Source organism: Pelomonas sp. SE-A7 (assembly GCF_030345705.1).
GTDB lineage: Bacteria > Pseudomonadota > Gammaproteobacteria > Burkholderiales > Burkholderiaceae_C > JAUASW01.
On the sequence record NZ_JAUASW010000001.1, the window covers coordinates 1,904,410 to 1,921,148 of the forward strand.

11 protein-coding genes and 1 pseudogene are annotated in these 16,739 nt (G+C 69.4%); 4 read left to right on the forward strand and 8 right to left on the reverse strand.

Annotation, left to right across the window (positions count from 1 at the left end):
- Position 1: 1 nt before the first annotated feature.
- Complete coding sequence (locus QT382_RS08540; protein ID WP_289253610.1) at positions 2-607, reverse strand: FecR family protein; 606 nt, start codon at positions 605-607, stop codon at positions 2-4.
- Positions 608-736: 129 nt separating this feature from the next.
- On the opposite strand from QT382_RS08540, the gene QT382_RS08545 reads away from it, so the two are divergent.
- Together QT382_RS08545 and QT382_RS08550 are read left to right on the forward strand one after the other, a co-directional pair.
- Positions 737-2,419: an amidohydrolase gene (locus QT382_RS08545; RefSeq protein WP_289253611.1), complete on the forward strand. Its 1,683-nt coding sequence runs from the start codon at positions 737-739 to the stop codon at positions 2,417-2,419.
- Between the two features lie 73 nt (positions 2,420-2,492).
- Complete coding sequence (locus QT382_RS08550) at positions 2,493-2,948, forward strand: universal stress protein (RefSeq protein ID WP_289253612.1); 456 nt, start codon at positions 2,493-2,495, stop codon at positions 2,946-2,948.
- Here QT382_RS08550 and QT382_RS08555 read toward each other — a convergent pair.
- Positions 2,900-4,399, reverse strand: coding sequence for a sulfatase-like hydrolase/transferase (locus QT382_RS08555; protein WP_289253613.1), 1,500 nt, complete (start codon positions 4,397-4,399; stop codon positions 2,900-2,902). The two genes, QT382_RS08550 and QT382_RS08555, sit on opposite strands and share 49 nt — an antisense overlap.
- 229 nt (positions 4,400-4,628) lie before the next feature.
- Here QT382_RS08555 and QT382_RS08560 point away from each other — a divergent pair, with 229 nt between their 5' ends.
- Positions 4,629-5,171, forward strand: coding sequence for a hypothetical protein (locus QT382_RS08560; RefSeq protein ID WP_289253614.1), 543 nt, complete (start codon positions 4,629-4,631; stop codon positions 5,169-5,171).
- On the opposite strand, the gene QT382_RS08565 is transcribed toward QT382_RS08560, so the two are convergent.
- From QT382_RS08565 to QT382_RS08580, 4 genes are all read right to left on the reverse strand, one after another.
- Positions 5,138-7,192: a M66 family metalloprotease gene (locus tag QT382_RS08565; protein WP_289253615.1), complete on the reverse strand. Its 2,055-nt coding sequence runs from the start codon at positions 7,190-7,192 to the stop codon at positions 5,138-5,140. The genes QT382_RS08560 and QT382_RS08565 overlap by 34 nt on opposite strands.
- 104 nt (positions 7,193-7,296) lie before the next feature.
- Positions 7,297-10,098 (reverse strand): M16 family metallopeptidase, encoded by a 2,802-nt coding sequence (locus tag QT382_RS08570; RefSeq protein WP_289253616.1) that lies wholly within the window; start codon positions 10,096-10,098, stop codon positions 7,297-7,299.
- A 61-nt stretch (positions 10,099-10,159) separates the two neighbouring features.
- Entirely contained in the window at positions 10,160-11,323 is a 1,164-nt protein-coding gene (locus QT382_RS08575; RefSeq protein WP_289253617.1) for an MFS transporter, read from the reverse strand.
- A 4-nt stretch (positions 11,324-11,327) separates the two neighbouring features.
- The gene (locus tag QT382_RS08580) at positions 11,328-12,728 is read right to left on the reverse strand and encodes a DNA recombination protein RmuC (protein WP_502929854.1); all 1,401 of its coding nucleotides are present in this window, start codon (positions 12,726-12,728) and stop codon (positions 11,328-11,330) included.
- A 251-nt stretch (positions 12,729-12,979) separates the two neighbouring features.
- On the opposite strand from QT382_RS08580, the gene QT382_RS08585 reads away from it, so the two are divergent.
- Entirely contained in the window at positions 12,980-14,383 is a 1,404-nt protein-coding gene (locus tag QT382_RS08585; RefSeq protein WP_289253619.1) for an FAD-binding oxidoreductase, read from the forward strand.
- Positions 14,384-14,389: 6 nt separating this feature from the next.
- Here QT382_RS08585 and QT382_RS08590 read toward each other — a convergent pair whose 3' ends face one another.
- Positions 14,390-15,376 (reverse strand): 2-hydroxyacid dehydrogenase, encoded by a 987-nt coding sequence (locus tag QT382_RS08590; protein ID WP_289253620.1) that lies wholly within the window; start codon positions 15,374-15,376, stop codon positions 14,390-14,392.
- 16 nt (positions 15,377-15,392) lie between these two features.
- Positions 15,393-16,739: pseudogene (locus tag QT382_RS08595) on the reverse strand (sodium:proton antiporter); the annotation flags it as partial.

Here is a 16,739-nt window from a genome sequence, read left to right on the forward strand (position 1 = left end):
CTCAGAACCCGCCCAGCCGGTCCTGCATGCTCTTGACCCGGGCCTCGCCCCAGCGCTTGGATTCCTCGCAACCCAGGTTGGAGCATTGCGTGCCGTCGCTCTGGCGATCCAGCAACACCGCGGGCCTGGGCGTCGCACTGCGGGTTCGCCGGCTCGACTGCACCGCCACCTGGCCGGTCTGCACATGGACGGCCGTGGTCTCGTCGCCGCCCACCTCGACCATGAATTCGGTGCCGCGCACCGCCGTCACGGCCGTGGGTGTGCGCACCTCCCAGCCGCCGCCGGGCGCCACCTTCTGGCCTATCAGGCCCAGCTCCAGGCGCAGCGAGACTTCGCGCGGCTTGTCGCCCGCGGCCGCTTCGAAGCGCTCGATGCGCAAGCGGCTGCCGTCGCTGACGACCAGGGTCGAGCCATCGACGAAGCGCAGTCTCACGCGCCCCTTGGCGCTGGTCTGCACCTCGACACCGACCTCCAGCTGCGCGCCGACCTTCAGCGCCTTGCCATTGACCTGGGCTTCGCCCAGCACGGCCATCACCTCGCAGACCGGGGCGGCCTGCACCGCCAACGTCGCCGACAAGAGTCCCAAGAGCATCCAGGTCTTCTTCATCTGCTGCCTCCGCGGTGGATTCGATGCTAGCGCGGCGCCCCGGCGCGCGGTGAGCGCATCGTAGGAGCCCGGCCGGCCCTGGGGAAGGGCCCGACGCCCGGATGGGGGACGGGCCCCGATACTCGGCCGATGCGCAAGAACCTCCTGCTTTCCCTGCTACCTCTGGTCGCCGCTCTCGCCGCTCAGGCCGCCGAGCCGCTGCTGATCCACAACGCCCGCGGCCTGACCCTGGATGCCCAGGGCCGGGTCCAGCGCTTCGAGGCGCTCGCCATAGACACCCAGGGCCGGGTTCTGGCCACCGGCAAGCTGGCGGCCCTGGAAGCCAAGGCCGCCGGCGCACGCCGCATCGATGCCAAGGGTCAGGTCTTGATGCCGGGCCTGATCGACGCCCATGGCCATGTGATGGACCTGGGCCTCGCACGCCGCAGCCTGCAATTGCGCGATACGGCCGACCTGGGCGCCGCGCTGGCTGCGGTCAAGGCCTATGCCGCGGCCCGGCCGCAAGCCACCTGGCTGCTGGGCGGTGGCTGGAACCAGGCGGTCTGGAAGCTGGGCCGCTTCCCCACCGCCGCCGAGCTGGATGCTGCCGAGAGCCAACGCCCGGTCTGGCTGGAACGTGTGGACGGCCACGCCGGCTGGGCCAACAGCCGCGCCCTGCAGATCGCCGGCATCACCCGCGACACGCCCGACCCGCGGGGCGGCAAGATCGAGCGCGACGAGCGCGGCGAGCCGACCGGCGTGCTGGTCGATGCCGCCATGGGCCTGATGGGCCGCCATATTCCGGCGCCTTCTACCGATGAGTTGCGGGCCGCCCTCGACGCCGCCCAGGACGAGCTTCTGAGCCTGGGCCTGACCGCCGTGCAGGACGCTGGCGTGGCCGACGAGGTCGACCAGCTGCTGCGCGAGTACGCGGCCAGCGGCAAGCTGAAGATACGCATCGACGGCATGGGCCGCGGCAGCGATGCCAGGCTGTTCGAGCGCATGCGCCAGGCCGGCCCCTACAAGGGCGACGCCGACGGGCTCTACAGCCTGCGCGCCGTCAAGCTGTTCGCCGACGGTGCCCTGGGCAGCCGCGGTGCCGCCCTGCTCGCCCCCTACAGCGATGCGCCCCAGACCCAGGGCCTGCTGTTCCAGAACGACAGCCAGCTGCTCGCCCAGATGCGCGCCGCTGCCAAGGCGGGCCTGCAAGTCAATGTCCATGCCATAGGCGATGCGGCCAACCGCCAGGTCATCCAGGGCTTCGAGACCCTGCAGCGCGAACTGGGCAGCAAGAGCACGCAGCTTCGCCACCGCATCGAGCATGCCCAGGTGATTGCCGTGAACGACATCCCGCGCCTGGCCAAGGCCCAGCTGATCGCCTCGGTCCAGCCTACGCACGCAACCTCGGACATGAACATGGCCGAGGACCGCGTCGGCCCGCAGCGCATCCAGGGTGCCTATGCCTGGCAGCGCCTGCTCAAGAGCGGCGCGCGCCTGGCCTGCGGATCGGACTTCCCGGTCGAGGAGCCCAGCCCCTGGGCCGGCCTCTACGCGGCCATCACCCGCCAGGACCAGGAAGGCAAGCCGCCCGGCGGCTGGTACGGCCAGCAGGCCCTGAACCAGCTGCAGGCGCTGGACTGCTTCACCCGCGGCGCCGCCTTCGCCGCCCACCGCGAAGGCGAGATCGGCACGTTGACGCCGGGCGCGCGCGCCGACTTCATCCTGGTGGACCACGACCCGCTGGGCTCCTCTCCCACGGCCCTGCTCAAGACCCAGGTGCTGCAGACCTGGGTCGGCGGCCGCCTGGTTTACGAGGCCCGGCCCACGCGCTGAAGCTTGATGCGGATCAAGCGCCACTGACAGCCTTGGCGCGAGCATGGCGCATCCATCCAGACGGGAGTGCGCCATGTACAGCAAGATCCTGGTGCCGGTCGACGGCAGTGCGACGTCCGAACTCGGCCTGGCCGAGGCGATACGCCTGGGCAGGCTCTGCAGCTCGCGCCTGCTGCTGCTGCATGTCGTGGACATGCTGTCGTTCAGCAGCCATCCGAATGCCGGCCTCGGGATCACGCCTGAGGTGTTCGACCTGCTGCACGAGGGCGGCAAGCAGATCCTGGCCAAGGCGCGGGCCCAGGTCGAGGCGGCGGGCCTGCCGGTCGAGACCCAGATGGTCGAAGGCTTTGCACAGCGGGTCTGCGACGCCGTCGTGGAGGCGGCCTCCAAGAACGACGCTCAGCTGATCGTGCTTGGCACGCACGGCCGGCGCGGCATAGGCCGGGCCTTGCTCGGTAGCGATGCCGAGCTGATCCTGCGTCAGGCGCCGGTGCCGGTGCTGCTGGTGCGCTCGCCGGTCAAGGCCTGAGCCCGGTCCACCCAGAGGCGGTGGAACAGCGGCGAAGGGCAGGACAGCCGCGCATTCGTGCGCTCGTAGCCCTGCTGCTCCAGCAGCGTCGGTGGCGCCTCCGACGCAAGCAGCGAAACACCCAGACCGAGCCGGTGGCTGCTCGGCTGCCAGCTCAGGCCCAGGGCTTCGACCAAGGTCGGCAGCACATCCAGATGGCTGAAGACGCGCGAACCTCCGGCCGGCAAGGCAGAGGACCGGCCCTGGCCATCGAAGCGCGCCATCGTGTGGAACAGCGTGCGGTGGCGCCACTGCTCGTCACTGCCCTCGAACAGCAGCGGCGTCGGGCCCACATGGTCGCCCATGATCCAGACCAGCTTGGGCCGGCCGTCGGCCTGCGCGGCGAAGCGGCGCGCCAGCTGGGCCACCACGTGGTCGGTGCAGGCCAGGGCCCGGGCCATCTGCTCGTCGACCGACAGCTCGCCATCCTCCGATTGGCCGCAGCCCGGATCGGCCGTGCCCGAGGGGCCATGGGTGTTGACCGTCAGCAGCAGCGAAGCACGCGGACGATCGCCGTCGCGCGGCCTTTGCATGTCATGCCAGGCCTGCTCGGTCAGCGCCGCGTCCAGCAGGCCCCAGCCCTGGTCCGGCACGGCCACGCCCTGCTGCTCCCACTGCTCCTTGCCGAAGCGGCGCCCGACCTGGTGCTTGGCCATGAACAGGCCCTTGCCGGCAAATTTCAGCGAGGCACCGCCGTAGAAGCTCAGCTCCCAGCCCTGACGGGCCAGCACATCGGTCAGGCAGCTGCCACCGTCGAAGAAGCGGGTGGAATATTCGAGCGCATGGCGGCTCATCAGGCCCACCGGCTGCAGCGGCACGCCGCACAGTGAGCTGAACAGGCCGCCCACGGTCCAGCTGGAGCCGCCCAGGGTGCGCATGTCGCCGAGGCGGCGCCCCTGCTGGCGCCAATCGACCAGCTCATGCAGGGCCGCAGGCTTGCGGCCGACCGGCTCGGCATAGCGCTCGTCCAGCGATTCGATGAAGACGATCAGCAGGTCGGGGGCCTGCCCCTGCTGTGTAAAGCGCTGCTCCGACGGATCGACGTACGCCTCGGCAATGGTGTCGCGGGCCTCGCCGTCGCAGGGGTCGTCCACGGTCGCACCCACCGAGACGGCCGCAGTGCCCAGCAACAGCAGCCACATTGCCCGCTGCAGGCGCAGAGAGATGCGGCGCAGGGCTGCGGTGGCCATCCAGGTGAGCAGCAAGGTGCCAGCCAGGTAGCGCAACGCGCGCGAGATCATGCGCGGGTCGGCATAGTCCAGGCCGCCGTATTGCAGATGGAAGAGCAGCTGGTCCGGCGTCACCGGGCCCAGGTACTTGCGCATGAAGGCCGTGCCGCTGACCAGGGCGATCAGCGTGAACAGCAAGACGGGCGTGAGCCAGCGGCGCAGGGCCGCGGGAGCTTGTGGCACGGTGGGAAGCAGGCGGCAAAGGGGAAGCGGCCAGTGTCCGCAGCAGCTGTATCGTGGCCATGTGGCAAGGTTGCGCCACGGTCCATTTCAGTGAAGCAGCGTGCAGCTTTGTTACCGCGGCTTTACATGGACCGTCCGCGCCGCTTCACATTTCTTGACCATCAGCCCACAGCCGCGAGGCAAAGTCCCGGGACACTGGGCCTCCCCTCTCCAGGAATTCCGTTCCCCCATGAAGCCTGTCCGCCCGCTGCTGCTGATCGCCTTGCTCGTCCCCACCCTGGCCTTGGCCCAGTTCCCGCCCGGTGGCGGCATGGGGGGCGGAGGCAAGGGCGGCATGGGAGGCCGGGGCGGCAACCGTGAGGGTGGCGAACGCCGTGCGCCGGCTGACAAGCCCGCCGGCCAGGCCGAACAGCCGCGCGCCCCCGAGCCCTTGAAGCTCTGGCACGAGAAGCTGGGCCAGCTGGAAGCCACGCTGGCGCTGCAGGCCAACCAGGTCGAGGCCTGGGCCGCGCTGATGCGCGATCTGCGGGACCTGGCCGACCTGAACGAGCGACGCCGCGCAAGGGTGATGGGTTTTGCCCGGCCGCCGGTTTCGGCCGTGACCGACATCGATCGCGATCTGCGCCTGGAGCAGGAATCGCTGGCCGACCAGGCCGCCGCCTATGGCGACCTGCGCCGCTTCCACCAGAAGCTCAAGGAGCTCCTGAGCGAAGAGCAGTACCGCGCGGTGCTGGAGGCCTACAGGGCCAGCCAGGCTGCACCACGGCTCTGAGCGGCCGCCGGTGAGCCGGTCTGGGGCCGGCCGGCAGCATCCAGCCAAAGGAGCTGGCTGTTGAGGCCGTCGACCAGGCCGATCTCGTAGCCCAGGGCTTCGCCGGCACCGATCTCGACCTCGGCCTTGCCGCCGCTCAACGAGGCAGACAGCAAGCGCCGCTTGCCGTCTGCCATCAGCTTGACCAGGCTGAGCTGCGGCCAGCGCTGGCCATCCCACTGCAGGCTCAGGCGAGCGCCGCTCAGCTGGGCCTGCAGCTGGGTCGCCGTTGCCTGCTGCGCGCTGCGCGGCTCGGTTGCGACCACGGCTTGACGCAGCAGTTGCTGGCCATCGCGCGCGATGCTCAGCGATTCGATGCGGCCCGGATGCGCAATGCTGAAGTGGAAGTGGCGCAGCTGCGGCGCATGCTCGAGCGGCTGGGCATCGAAAGCCCATTGGCGCAACTCGCCGCTGGCCAGCTTGAGCGTCAGCACGAAGGGGCCGGACTCGGGCCGTTCGGCCTGCCCGCTGAAGGCTCGCGGTGCCGACAGGCTCAGGCCGCGCGGGCCGATCTCGCCGCTGATCAGCAGCAGCGGTTCGGTTTGCGACTCCACGGCAGCGGCGATCTGCGCGCCCGCCACCGCCGGCAGCGTGCTGGGCAGCGCGGTGCGCAGCCGCGCCAGCACCTTGCCGTAGTTGTAGTCCGAGAACCAGTCGCCCGAGCAGTAGCTCATCAGGTCGTGGTTGTTGGCGTCGTTGGGATCGACGAAGGTCTTGCTGACGCCGTTGTAGCCCCAGACCATGCGGCTGCCGGCGCCCATGCGGGCATCGGCATAGGGAAACTTGGTGTCCGGATTGGCCGGCTCGCCGCAGGGCGCGTGCTGCAGGGAGAAGTTGTGGCCCAGCTCATGCTGCAGGGTCTCGCGGGCGTACTCGGGATACTCGGGCCGGTCGTAGCCCACGGCCGCGCCACCAGGCCGGTAGCCCAGACCCACATTGCTGCCAATCACCGTCTGGCGCACGAAGCCGTAGTAGTGGGTCCGCGCAGGGTTGCCCTCCAGGCTGCGCAGCTGGTTGATCTCGGTCAGCAGCTTGGACAGGCCATCGACCCAGTCTTCCTTGACCGTGGGCTGGGCCGTCAGCGACTGCGAGCGCATCACGGCGCGGGTCTCGAGCTTGAGCGACTGGATCGGCGAACGGGCCGTGATGTAGTCGGGAATGCCGGCCGGGATCTGGGCCACCGTGTCGGCAATCTGCAAGGGAATCACGACCAGGGTGATGGCCGGGCTGGGCGAGACGGCCGGCGCGATCTTCTGCGGCGCGCTCTGGCCCGGCAGCGACACCACTAGGCGAAGGCCCGGCTTGACCAGCTCGGCCGGCACGCTGGCGCTGTAGCTGTCGAGCGTGCTCGCCTGGGCCGGCGTGCTCGAAGGGATGGGCAGCAGCGGCGCATTCAGCGCGATCTCGCGCACCGGCTGGCCGGACAGGTCTTCGATGCGCAGCGTGCCGCTGGGCTTGCAGTGCATGGGCACAGGCGCACGGGCATTGACCTTGACCAGCACCTCGCGGCCCTGGACCAGTTCCAGCGTCGGGTCCTTGGCATCGACCAGCATCACCTGGGCCAGCTCGACCGAGGCGATGGACAGCTTGCTCTCATCGACCGGATTGACCTTGAGCGTGGCCGCCGTGGACCTGGTCTGGCCGCCGCTGTTGCTGACGATGACGCTGTAGCGGGCCTGATCGTCCGCGGCCTGGGCATTGACCTGCAGCGTGGCCTTGTTGGCGCCGGGGATGTCCTGGTCGTTGCGCTGCCACTGGAAGCTCAGCGGCCCGGTGCCCGAGGCTGCCACGCTGAACATCACGGCCTCGCAGCGCTGGGCTTCGGCCGAGGCGGGCTGGGTGAGGATGGCCGGCGGAGTCACGACGACCGTGCTGCCGCTGCTGCCACCACCACCACCGCCCCCGCCGCCACAAGCAGCAAGCAGGCCGGCCAGCACACCGGCCAGCGACAGGGCCGTTGCCTTCTTGAACTTTCCTTGCATGATTCCTCCTGAGTCTGGCCGCTCATGCGCAGTCACCGCTCTTCTTGTCGGGGCCGGACTATAGCGGTCCGCTCCGACGCGACTCAGAAGATCTCCGGGTCAATTCACTTCGCGGCGAAATCCCCTGCCGTGCTCGTCACGAAAGCATCGGCCTTGACCAGGCGGCGCCAGGCCGCGTTGACCTGGGCCACGCTCAGCTTCTGCAGCTGGGCTTCCAGGGCACCGTCATAGCCCAGCCAGTCCTTGGCAATCTCGGCGAACCAGTTCAGCGAGGTCGCCAGGCTGGCCTCGCCGGCGCGGGCCTGGCGCCAGCTTTCCAGCAGGTCCTTGCGGGCGCGGGTCAACTCCAGCTCGGTGATGCCGTCGCGGCTCATGCGCACCAGTTCCTCCTGCACCACGGCCAGGATGCGCTCGCGGTTCTGCGGCGCGAAGGTTCCGCCAATGCCCAGCCCGCCGTCCCGACCGAAATAAGGCGCCTGCAGGCTCGCACCGATGCCATAGGTGAGGCCTTCCTTCTGCCGCACCCGGTCGCTCAGCCGGCTGTCCAGGCCGCCTGCGCCGAAAACCTGCACCGCCACCAGCATGGGCAGGTAGTCGGCGTCCTGGCCGGACAGCTCGAAGCGCTGGGTCATGCGGAAGATCGCGCTGGTCTTGTCCTTGGCCTGCACGTCGAAGCGGGCCGGCGGCAGCGCCACCGCCTTGCTGACATGGCGCACGTAGCGCGGCGCCTGCGGCTTCTTCCAGCCACCAAAGGCCTGCTCCAGCGCCGCCTCCAGACCGGCCGGGATCGCGCCGACCACGGCTATGCGGGCATCGTCGGCCGACCAGTACTCGGTCCAGAAGCGCTGCACGTCGGCGAGCTGCGTGCGCTTGAGCTCGTCGATCTGCTCGTCCAGGCTGGCCAGGTAGTCAGGATCGCCCTTGACCGCGCCGCGGGCCTGGTTGGCATGCGCTCGCGTGGCTTCGGAGCGCAGCAGCTCCAGCTCCTGGCGCGAGGCCTCCATCTGGGCCAGGCCCTGCTTCTTGATGCGGTCGAAGGCATCAGGCGGCAGCAGCGGCTTCTGCAGGACGTCGGCCGCGATCTTCAGCACGGCGAGCAAGGTGTCCTTCTCGGCGCTGATGCTGACCGTGGCGCCCTGGTTGCCGCCGCGGATGTCGAGGCCGGCCTTGAGCTTGACCAGCTCGTCGCGCAGTTTCTGCTTGTCCCAGCTGGCGCTGCCCTCGTCCATCAGCTCGTCGATCATGCCGGTGCCCAGGGCCGCCGTGGTCGCCCGCGGCTCGCCCCAGCGCAGCTTCATCTGCAGCTGGACCTGGTTGCCGCGGGTCTGCTTGGCCAGTTGCGAGAGCACGAGGCCCGATGGCAGCCTGGAGACCTTGGTGCGGGCCTGCAGGTTCTGCACCGTGGGGTCGAAGCGTTCGCCCTCCTCCACCTTGGGCGGGCCCTGAAGCTTGCTCAGGCGTTCGGCCAGCGGCGGTGCCGGCGGGATGGCCACGCGCTCCACCTCGGTGGCCGGCAGGTAGCGGCCCAGGGTCCGGTTGGCCGGCTTGAAATAGGCCTGACGCACCCGCTCCACGTCTTCCAGGCTGACCTTGGGAATGTCCTCGACCAGCTGGAACAGCAGCCGCCAGTCGCCGGCGCCCAGCAGCGAGGAGATCTGCTGGATCAGGGCCTCGGGATGCTTCATCTGCTGGCGATAGCTCACCACCGCGATTTCGCGCACCCGCTCCAGTTCCGACTGCTCGAAAGGCTTGCCGCTCCGGCCTTCCACCAGGTCCAACAGCTTGCGCTCGACCTCGGCGGCGTCGGCGCCCGGTGCCAGCGCCGCCATGGCCTGGGTGCTGCCCGGTGCAGCGCCGCCCAGGCCGCCCAGGCCGGCGCCGACGGCCAGCTTGGTCTCGACCAGCTCCTTGTACAGATGGCCACTGGGCTGCATGGACATCAAGAGGCTCAGCACCAGCAGCGGCGCGCTGTCCGGATGGGCGATCGAGGGCACGTGGTAGGAAGCCATCAGCATCGGCTGGCCACCGACGCGGCGCACCACCACGCTGCGCTCGCCGTCCTGTGGCGGCTCGGCCGTGTAGGGCTCGACCAGTTGCGCGGCCGGACGGACCAGCGGACCAAAGGCGCGCACTATGGACGCCAGCACCTTGTCCACCTCGAAGCGGCCGGCCACCAGCAGCGTGGCGTTGTCGGGCCGGTAGTAGCGCTTGTAGAAACCCTGCAGCCGCTCGATGGGCACGTTCTCGATATCGCTCTTGGGGCCTATGGTCGAGTGGCCGTAGGGATGCCAGTCGTTGGCCACCGCCATCACCCGCCGGCTCAGCACGCCCATCGGGTCGTTCTCGCCGTTCTCGTACTCGTTGCGGACCACGGTCATCTCGGAGTCCAGGTCGGCCTTGGCGATGAAGCTGTTGACCATGCGGTCGGCCTCGAAGCCCAGGGCCCAGTCCAGCGTCTGCTCGTTGGCGTTGAAGGAGGCGAAGTAGTTGGTGCGGTCCACCGTGGTCGTGCCATTGGTCCTCATGGCCCGGTCCTTGAACGCCTGGTCGGGCTTGGGAGTCTTGGGCGTGCCCTTGAAGACCAGGTGCTCCAGCAGATGGGCCATGCCGTATTCGCCCTGCGACTCATGACGGCTGCCGACCCGGTAGGTGATGTTGACCGTGGTCGTGCTCTGCGCCTGGTCGGGGAAGAGCAGGATCTGCAGGCCGTTGGCCAGCCGGTATTCGCGGATGCCGCCCAGCTCGCGCACGAACTGGGGCTTCTCGGCCTTGGCGGCCGCCTTGGCCGCCACCGGCGGCTTGCCGCCCTTGTCCATCTTGACCGGCGGCGTGGCCTGGGCAGCGGCGCAGACCAGGGCTGCGCTCAAGAGACTCAGACGGAAAAACCTGTGGCTGTGCGCGTTCATCTGGCGGCCCTCCCGGCCCACTGCAAAGGGAGTGCATTTTGCGCCCGCGCCGGGCGCCGCCCTATCCGTTCTTGAGCGAGCTGGCCGGCCACTGCGCCAGCAGCAGCAGGCTGGCCATCAGCCACATGGGCGCCGCCGCAAAGCTGGCGCTGGCCAGCAGGCCGAAGCCCAGCGGCATGGCCACGGTGGCGCTGTTGACCGTCAGCATGCGCAGGCCCAGCGCCTGGCCGTGGCGCTCGGGCGGCGTGACCTGGTGCAGCATGGACAGCACCATGGGCTGGACCGAACCCAGAGCCACGCCCAGCAGGGCCGAGCCGGCCATCAAGCCCAGCGTGCCCGGCAGCCAGGCATAGGCCGCCAGCATGCTCATGGCCAGCAGCATGGCGCTGCGCAGGGCCTTGAGTTCGTTCAGGTGCACGGCCCAGCGCACGATGGCCAGGCGCACCACCGAGGCCGCCACGGCGAAGCTGCCCAGCACCAGGCCGATGCTGGAGGCCGAAAGCTCGCGAGCATGGCCGACCACCGGCACGACGAAGCTGTGCGAATCCCAGGAGGCCGACAGCGCGATATTGACCAGCAGCAGCTTGCGGATCGCCGGCTGCTTCAACAGATCCCAGGCCGGCCGGCTCTTGGCGCCGGCCGCGGGCGGCTTGGGCGGATGGCGCGGCACCTTCTGCGCCAGCAGCCAGGCCAGGCCGGGCAGCAGCACGGCCAGGGCGAAGGCGGCGCGAAAGCCCACATGGTCGATCAGCAGGCCGGCGGCCACTGGCGCGATGGCGTTGGACAGCGCCGGCCCCAGCGCCACCCAGCTGAATACCTTCTTCAGCTCGGAAGGCTCGTCGGCCATCAGCCCGGCCTCGCGCTGGATGGCCACGGCCGCCACGGCAATGGCGCCACCGCTGGCCAGGCAGGACAGGCCCATGGCCCAGACCGACTGCCAGATCAGCGCAACCGTGGCCCCGGCCGTGGCCAACAGCACGCCTATGCCGACCGGCCTGTGGAAGCCGTGCCGATCCGCCTGGCGGCCGGCCCACAGCGACAGCAGGATGGGCGCCACCGCGAACAGGCTGAGGAGCAGACCCACGGTCCATTCGCCATAGCCCTGCTTGAGCACCCAGAGGCTGGACGCGACCCGGGTCACCGCCATGCAGGCATGGACGGCGATCAGTGTGGCGATGACGGCGGGAAAGGCGCGGCGCAGGTCGCGGGGCGGGGCGTCTTGCATGGACTCAGGCTTCGCCTTCGTCGTCAGCGCCGGCTTGATCCAGCCTCAGCAGTTTCTGGCTCGCATCGTCCGGTAGCGCCTCGACCGTCTTGAGCTTGCGGCTCATCTGGCGGGTGCGGGTCTCGGCCAGCTCGATGCTGCTGCTGGCCTCGTCCAGCTTCTTCTTGGTCTTGGCCAGTACCTCGCCGAACTTGCCGAACTCGGTCTTGACCGCGCCCAGCACCTCCCAGACCTCGGCCGAGCGCTTCTCCAGCGCCAGCGTGCGAAAGCCCATCTGCAGGCTGGACAGCGTGGCCAGCAGCGTGGTCGGGCCGACCAGCATCACCTTGTGCTCGCGCTGCAGGCCTTCGACCAGGCCGGGCCGGCGCAGCGCCTCGGCGTAGAGGCCTTCGGTGGGCAGGAAGAGGATGCCGAAATCGGTGGTGTGGGGCGGCGCCACGTACTTGACGCGGATGGACCGCGCTTCCAGCTTGAGCCGGGCTTCAATCGCCTTGGCCGCGGCCTCGACACCGGCGACGTCGGCCTGCTCGTGCGCTTCAAGCAGGCGCTCGTAGTCCTCGCGCGGGAACTTGGCATCGATGGGCAGCCACAGCGGCTGGCCGTCGTCGCGCTGGCCCGGCAGCTTGATGGCGAACTCCACCCTTTCGTTGCTGCCCGGCACCGTGGCCACGTTGGCGGCGTACTGCTCGGGCGTGAACACCTGCTCCAGCAGGCCGGCCAGCTGCACCTCGCCGAAGATGCCGCGGGTCTTCACATTGGTCAGCACCCGGTTCAGCGAACCGACGTCGCGGGCCAGGCCCTGCATCTCGCCCAGGCCCTTGTGGACCTGCTCCAGCCGCTCGGCCACCTGCTTGAAGCTCTCGCCCAGGCGCTGCTCCAGCGTGGCGTGCAGCTTCTCGTCCACCGTGGCGCGCATCTGCTCCAGCTTCTTCTCGTTGTCCTGCTGGATGCTGGTGAGGCGGGCCTCCACCGTCTGGCGTACCTCGGCCAGGCGCTGCTCGTTGCTGCTGGACATGGCCTTGAGCTGCTCGCGCATCGCCTCGGCCAGGCGCTGCATGGCCTCGGTCAGGGCCTGGGCGCTGCGCTGGGCGGCGGCGTCCTGGGCCTCGCGCGCGGCCAGCGCCTGGCTGGCCAGCGACTGGTTCGTGCCCTGCAGGCCCTGGCTCAGCACCTGCTGGAACTGGGCCAGACCCTGGACCAGCTCCTGACGGGTCGAGCTGGCGCTGCGGCCCAGCTCGTCGCGCAGCTCGCGCTCCAGGCGCTCGTTGCTCTGTTGCAGGGCCTGGGTCAGCTGCGGCGAGGCCTGGCTCTGCGATTTCAGGCGCAGCCAGACGGTCAGCAGCAAGGCCAGAACCAGGGCCAGCAGGCCCAGCAACAGCAGGTCGAAAGCGCTCATGCGGGCCATTGTCTCAGCAGCCCAAGTCCCGCCTTGTCCCCTGCGTCTTGCCCTCGCACCCGGGTCAACCCGGTGGTATTGGACTTTTATTGGTCTTACATTGGTAGTCGATTGGAGTGGAAGAGGGAGCGATGGACAGACGACAGTTCCTGGCCCTGGGGGGCCGGGCCGCGTGGTCGGGAAGCGCGGTGCTGTTGGCTGGCGGCTTGACCGCTTGTGGTGGGGGTGGAGGCTCGACGGCCGCCACTCCCACTTCTTCTTTGCCCACGCCGCCCGCCTCGGCCTGGAACGACTTGGCGCGCCAGATGCAGGGCCAGTTGCTGCAGCCCGGCCAGGCCGACTTCGAGCGCCTGGCCCGCGCCGCCAATGCCCGTTACGACAGTCTGCAGCCCCAGGCCATTGCCCGCTGCGCCAGCACGGCCGACGTCGCCACCGCCCTCGCCTACGCCAGCCAGCAGAAGCTGTCGTTCACGGCCCGCAGCGGCGGCCACAGCTACCTGGGCGCCAGCAGTGGCAGCGCCCTGATGATCGACGTCGGTGCCCTGGATTCGGTGCTGCTGGACGGCGAGCGCGTCACCGTGGGCGCCGGCGCCAAGCTGGCCGATGTCTACGACAGCCTGATCTCGGCCGGCCGCTGCATCCCCTCGGGCAGCTGCGTCAGCGTGGGCATAGCCGGCATCACCCTGGGCGGCGGCGTGGGCGTGCTGGACCGGGCCTATGGCCTGAGCTGCGACGCCCTGGTCTCGGCCCGGCTGATCACGGCCGACGGCCGGCAGATCGTGTGCAGCGCGACCGAGTCACCCGACCTGTTCTGGGCCCTGCGCGGCGGTGGCGGCGGCCAGTTCGGCCTGGTCAGCTCGCTGACTTTCCAGACCCATGCCGTGGGCCCGCTGACCCAGTTCGGCGCCAGCTTCCAGCTGGCCGACCTGCCGGCCGTGCTGGCCGCCTGGCAGGACTGGCCTCAGACCCTGCCCGACCGCATCTGGTCGCAGCTGGCGCTGTCGGCCCAGGGCAGCGTCTACCTGTGGGGACTGGCGATCGGCGACACCGCCTTCGCGCAAGCGCATTGGGAAGGACTCTTGAGCCGCATTGGCCGAGCACCGGCCGACAAGAGCCTGCAACTGCGCAGCTATCGCGAGGTGATGCTAGGGGCCTGCCTCAATATCAGCCGCGCCCAATGCCATCTGCCCAGCCAGAACGCCAGCGGCGTGCTCGGCCGCGTGGCCATGGCGGCCAGCTCGGACTTCTTCGACCAGCCGCTGGACGGCAACGGCATCGCCGCCTTGCAGCAAGCGCTGCAGCAGCGCCGCGACAGCCAGCGCACGGGCACGGTGCTGCTCAATCTGATGGGCGGCGCCGTCGGCCGCGTGGCGCCGGAGGCCACGGCCTTTGCGCACCGCCGCGCCCTGTTCAGCGCCCAATACCTGGCCGAGTACGCGGCCGGCACTTCGTCCAGCACCTTGGACGAAGCCGCAGCCTGGACTCACGGCATGCGCTCGACGATGCAGCGCTGGAGCAGCGGCGGCGCCTACGTGAACTACCTCGACGGCTTGCTGGACAAGCCGGCCGAGGCCTATTTCGGAGCCAACCTCGCGCGGCTCCGGCAGCTCAAGCAGAGCTGGGATCCGACCGGCCTGTTCAAGGGCACGCCCTCACTGGCCTGAAGCCGCTCAGCGGCCGGCCAGCACTTCTGGATTCAGCGGCGTGGGCGGCGTGCCGCCGGTCAGCGCGGCGATCAGGTTGTCGGCTGCCAGGTCGGCCATGGCCAGCCGGGTCTTCACGCTGGCGCTGGCGATGTGCGGGGTCAGCACCACGTTGGGCAGGGTCAGCAGATCGGGATTGACGCGCGGCTCGCCTTCGAACACGTCGAGGCCGGCTGCGGCGATGCGGCGTTCGCGCAGCGCCTGGGCCAGGGCGGCGTCATCGACGATGCCGCCGCGGGCCACATTGGTCAGCGTGGACTCGGGCTTCATCTGGGCGAGTTCGACGGCGCCTATCGCGTGGTGCGATTCGGCCGAGTACGGCAGGACCAGGACCAGGTGATCGGCCTCACGGAGCAACTGCTCCTTGCTCACATAGCGGGCCCCGACCTCGGCCTCCTGCTCGGCCGGCAGGCGCGAACGGTTGTGATAGATCACCGGCATGCCGAAGCCCAGGTGGCCGCGCCGCGCAATCGCCCGGCCTATGCGGCCCATGCCCAGGATGCCCAGCGTCGCGCCATGCACATCGGAGCCGGTGAACATGTCGTAGGACCACTGCTTCCATTCGCCGCGGCGCAGGAAATGCTCGCTCTCGGCCATGCGCCGGGCCGTGGCCATCATCAGTGCGAAGCCGAAGTCGGCCGTGGTCTCGGTCAGCACGTCGGGCGTATTGCTGGCCATCACGCCGCGGGCGGTGCAGGCCGGCAGGTCGATGTTGTTGTAGCCCACGGCCATGTTGCAGACCGCCTTGAGCCGCGGGCAGGCCTCCAGCACCTCGGCATCGATGCGCTCGCTGCCGGTGATGAAGGCGCCGTCCTTGTCCTGCAGGCGAGCGACCAGCTCGGCCTTGGGCCAGACGCGGTCCTCGTCATTGCCCTCGACCTCGAAATGTGCGGCCAGCCGCTGCAGCACCGAATCGAACACGCGGCGGGCCACCAGAACCTTGGGCTTGGACATAGCGGACTCCCTGTTGTCAGCGGAAGAAGATCAGCGTCATCAGCAGGAACAGCGGCAAGAGCACCGCACCCGACCAGGCCATGTAGCCGAAGAAGCTGGGCATGGCGATGCCGCGTTCCTCGACCACGGCCTTGACCATGAAGTTGGGCGCATTGCCTATGTAGCTGTTGGCGCCCATGAAGACCGAGCCGGCCGAGACGGCGGCCAGCGTCGTGGCCAGCGGCCCCATCAGCTGCTGCGCGTCGCCACCGGCCAGGTTGAAGAACACCAGGTAGGTGGGCGCGTTGTCGAGGAAGGAGGACAGCAGGCCGCTGAACCAGAAATAGGCCCAGGGCAGCGGCTGGCCGTCGGCGCCGGTGACGGCCCGGGTCACGGCCGCGAAGGCGCCCTGCTCGCCGGCCTTGAGCATGGCCAGCACCGGAATCATGGTCAGAAAGATGCCGGCGAACAGCTTGGCCACCTCTTGCATGGGCCCCCAGCCGAACTGGTTGCTCTCGCGCACCGCGGAAGGCGTGAGCCGCAGCGACAGCCAGGTCACGGCCAGCAGGCCCAGGTCGCGCAACAACGAGGGCAGCGGCACCTCGATGCCGGCCAGCAGGAAGTTGACACCCGGCTTCCACAGGCCGCTCATCAGCACCAGGCCGACCACGGCGGCCAGCAGCAGCAGATTGATGCCGCCCTCGATGCCGAAGCTCGCCGCGTCATCCGGTGTCGGGTCTTGCCTGGGACCGCCCTCGCGCTGGCAGTACCAGCGGTCCAGCAGCCAGAACACGGCGAGCAGCGCGCCTATCAGGAACAGCGTCTCGGGAAAGATGTGGCGCAGCGTCCAGAAGAAATCCACGCCCTGCAGGAAGCCCAGGAACAGTGGTGGGTCGCCCAGCGGCGTCAGCGAGCCGCCGGCATTGCTGACGATGAAGATGAAGAACACGAACACATGGGCACAGCGCCTGCGGTGGTCGTTGGCTCGTATCAGCGGCCGGATCATCAGCATCGAGGCGCCGGTCGTTCCCATCACGCTGGCCAGCAGCGCGCCCACGGCCATCAGGGCTACGTTGAGCTCGGGGCTGCCATGCAGGTTGCCCCGCACGTAGATGCCGCCGGCCGTGGCGAACAGGGCCACCAGCAGGATGATGAAAGGCAGGTATTCAGAAAGCAGTGTGTGCAGCACCAGGTGCCCCGCCGAACCGGCGCCCTGGCCCAGCGCGAACGGCAGCAGAAACGCCAGTGACCAGGCCGCAGCGACTTTGCCGTAGTGGGCATGCCAGAGCCGCGGCGTCAGCAGCGGACACAGCGCTATCGACAGCAGCAGGCCGGCGAACGGCAGGCCCCATAGCGCCCCGAGCGTGCGCCCGTCCAGCATCGC

Coding starts and splice junctions, on each gene's coding strand:
- QT382_RS08575 (WP_289253617.1), bottom strand. CDS start 11,323: ATGCAAGACGCCCCGCCCCGCGACCTGCGCCGCGCCTTTCCCGCCGTC.
- QT382_RS08590 (WP_289253620.1), bottom strand. CDS start 15,376: ATGTCCAAGCCCAAGGTTCTGGTGGCCCGCCGCGTGTTCGATTCGGTG.
- QT382_RS08545 (WP_289253611.1), top strand. CDS start 737: ATGCGCAAGAACCTCCTGCTTTCCCTGCTACCTCTGGTCGCCGCTCTC.
- QT382_RS08570 (WP_289253616.1), bottom strand. CDS start 10,098: ATGAACGCGCACAGCCACAGGTTTTTCCGTCTGAGTCTCTTGAGCGCA.
- QT382_RS08560 (WP_289253614.1), top strand. CDS start 4,629: ATGAAGCCTGTCCGCCCGCTGCTGCTGATCGCCTTGCTCGTCCCCACC.
- QT382_RS08540 (WP_289253610.1), bottom strand. CDS start 607: ATGAAGAAGACCTGGATGCTCTTGGGACTCTTGTCGGCGACGTTGGCG.
- QT382_RS08565 (WP_289253615.1), bottom strand. CDS start 7,192: ATGCAAGGAAAGTTCAAGAAGGCAACGGCCCTGTCGCTGGCCGGTGTG.
- QT382_RS08550 (WP_289253612.1), top strand. CDS start 2,493: ATGTACAGCAAGATCCTGGTGCCGGTCGACGGCAGTGCGACGTCCGAA.
- QT382_RS08580 (WP_502929854.1), bottom strand. CDS start 12,728: ATGGCCCGCATGAGCGCTTTCGACCTGCTGTTGCTGGGCCTGCTGGCC.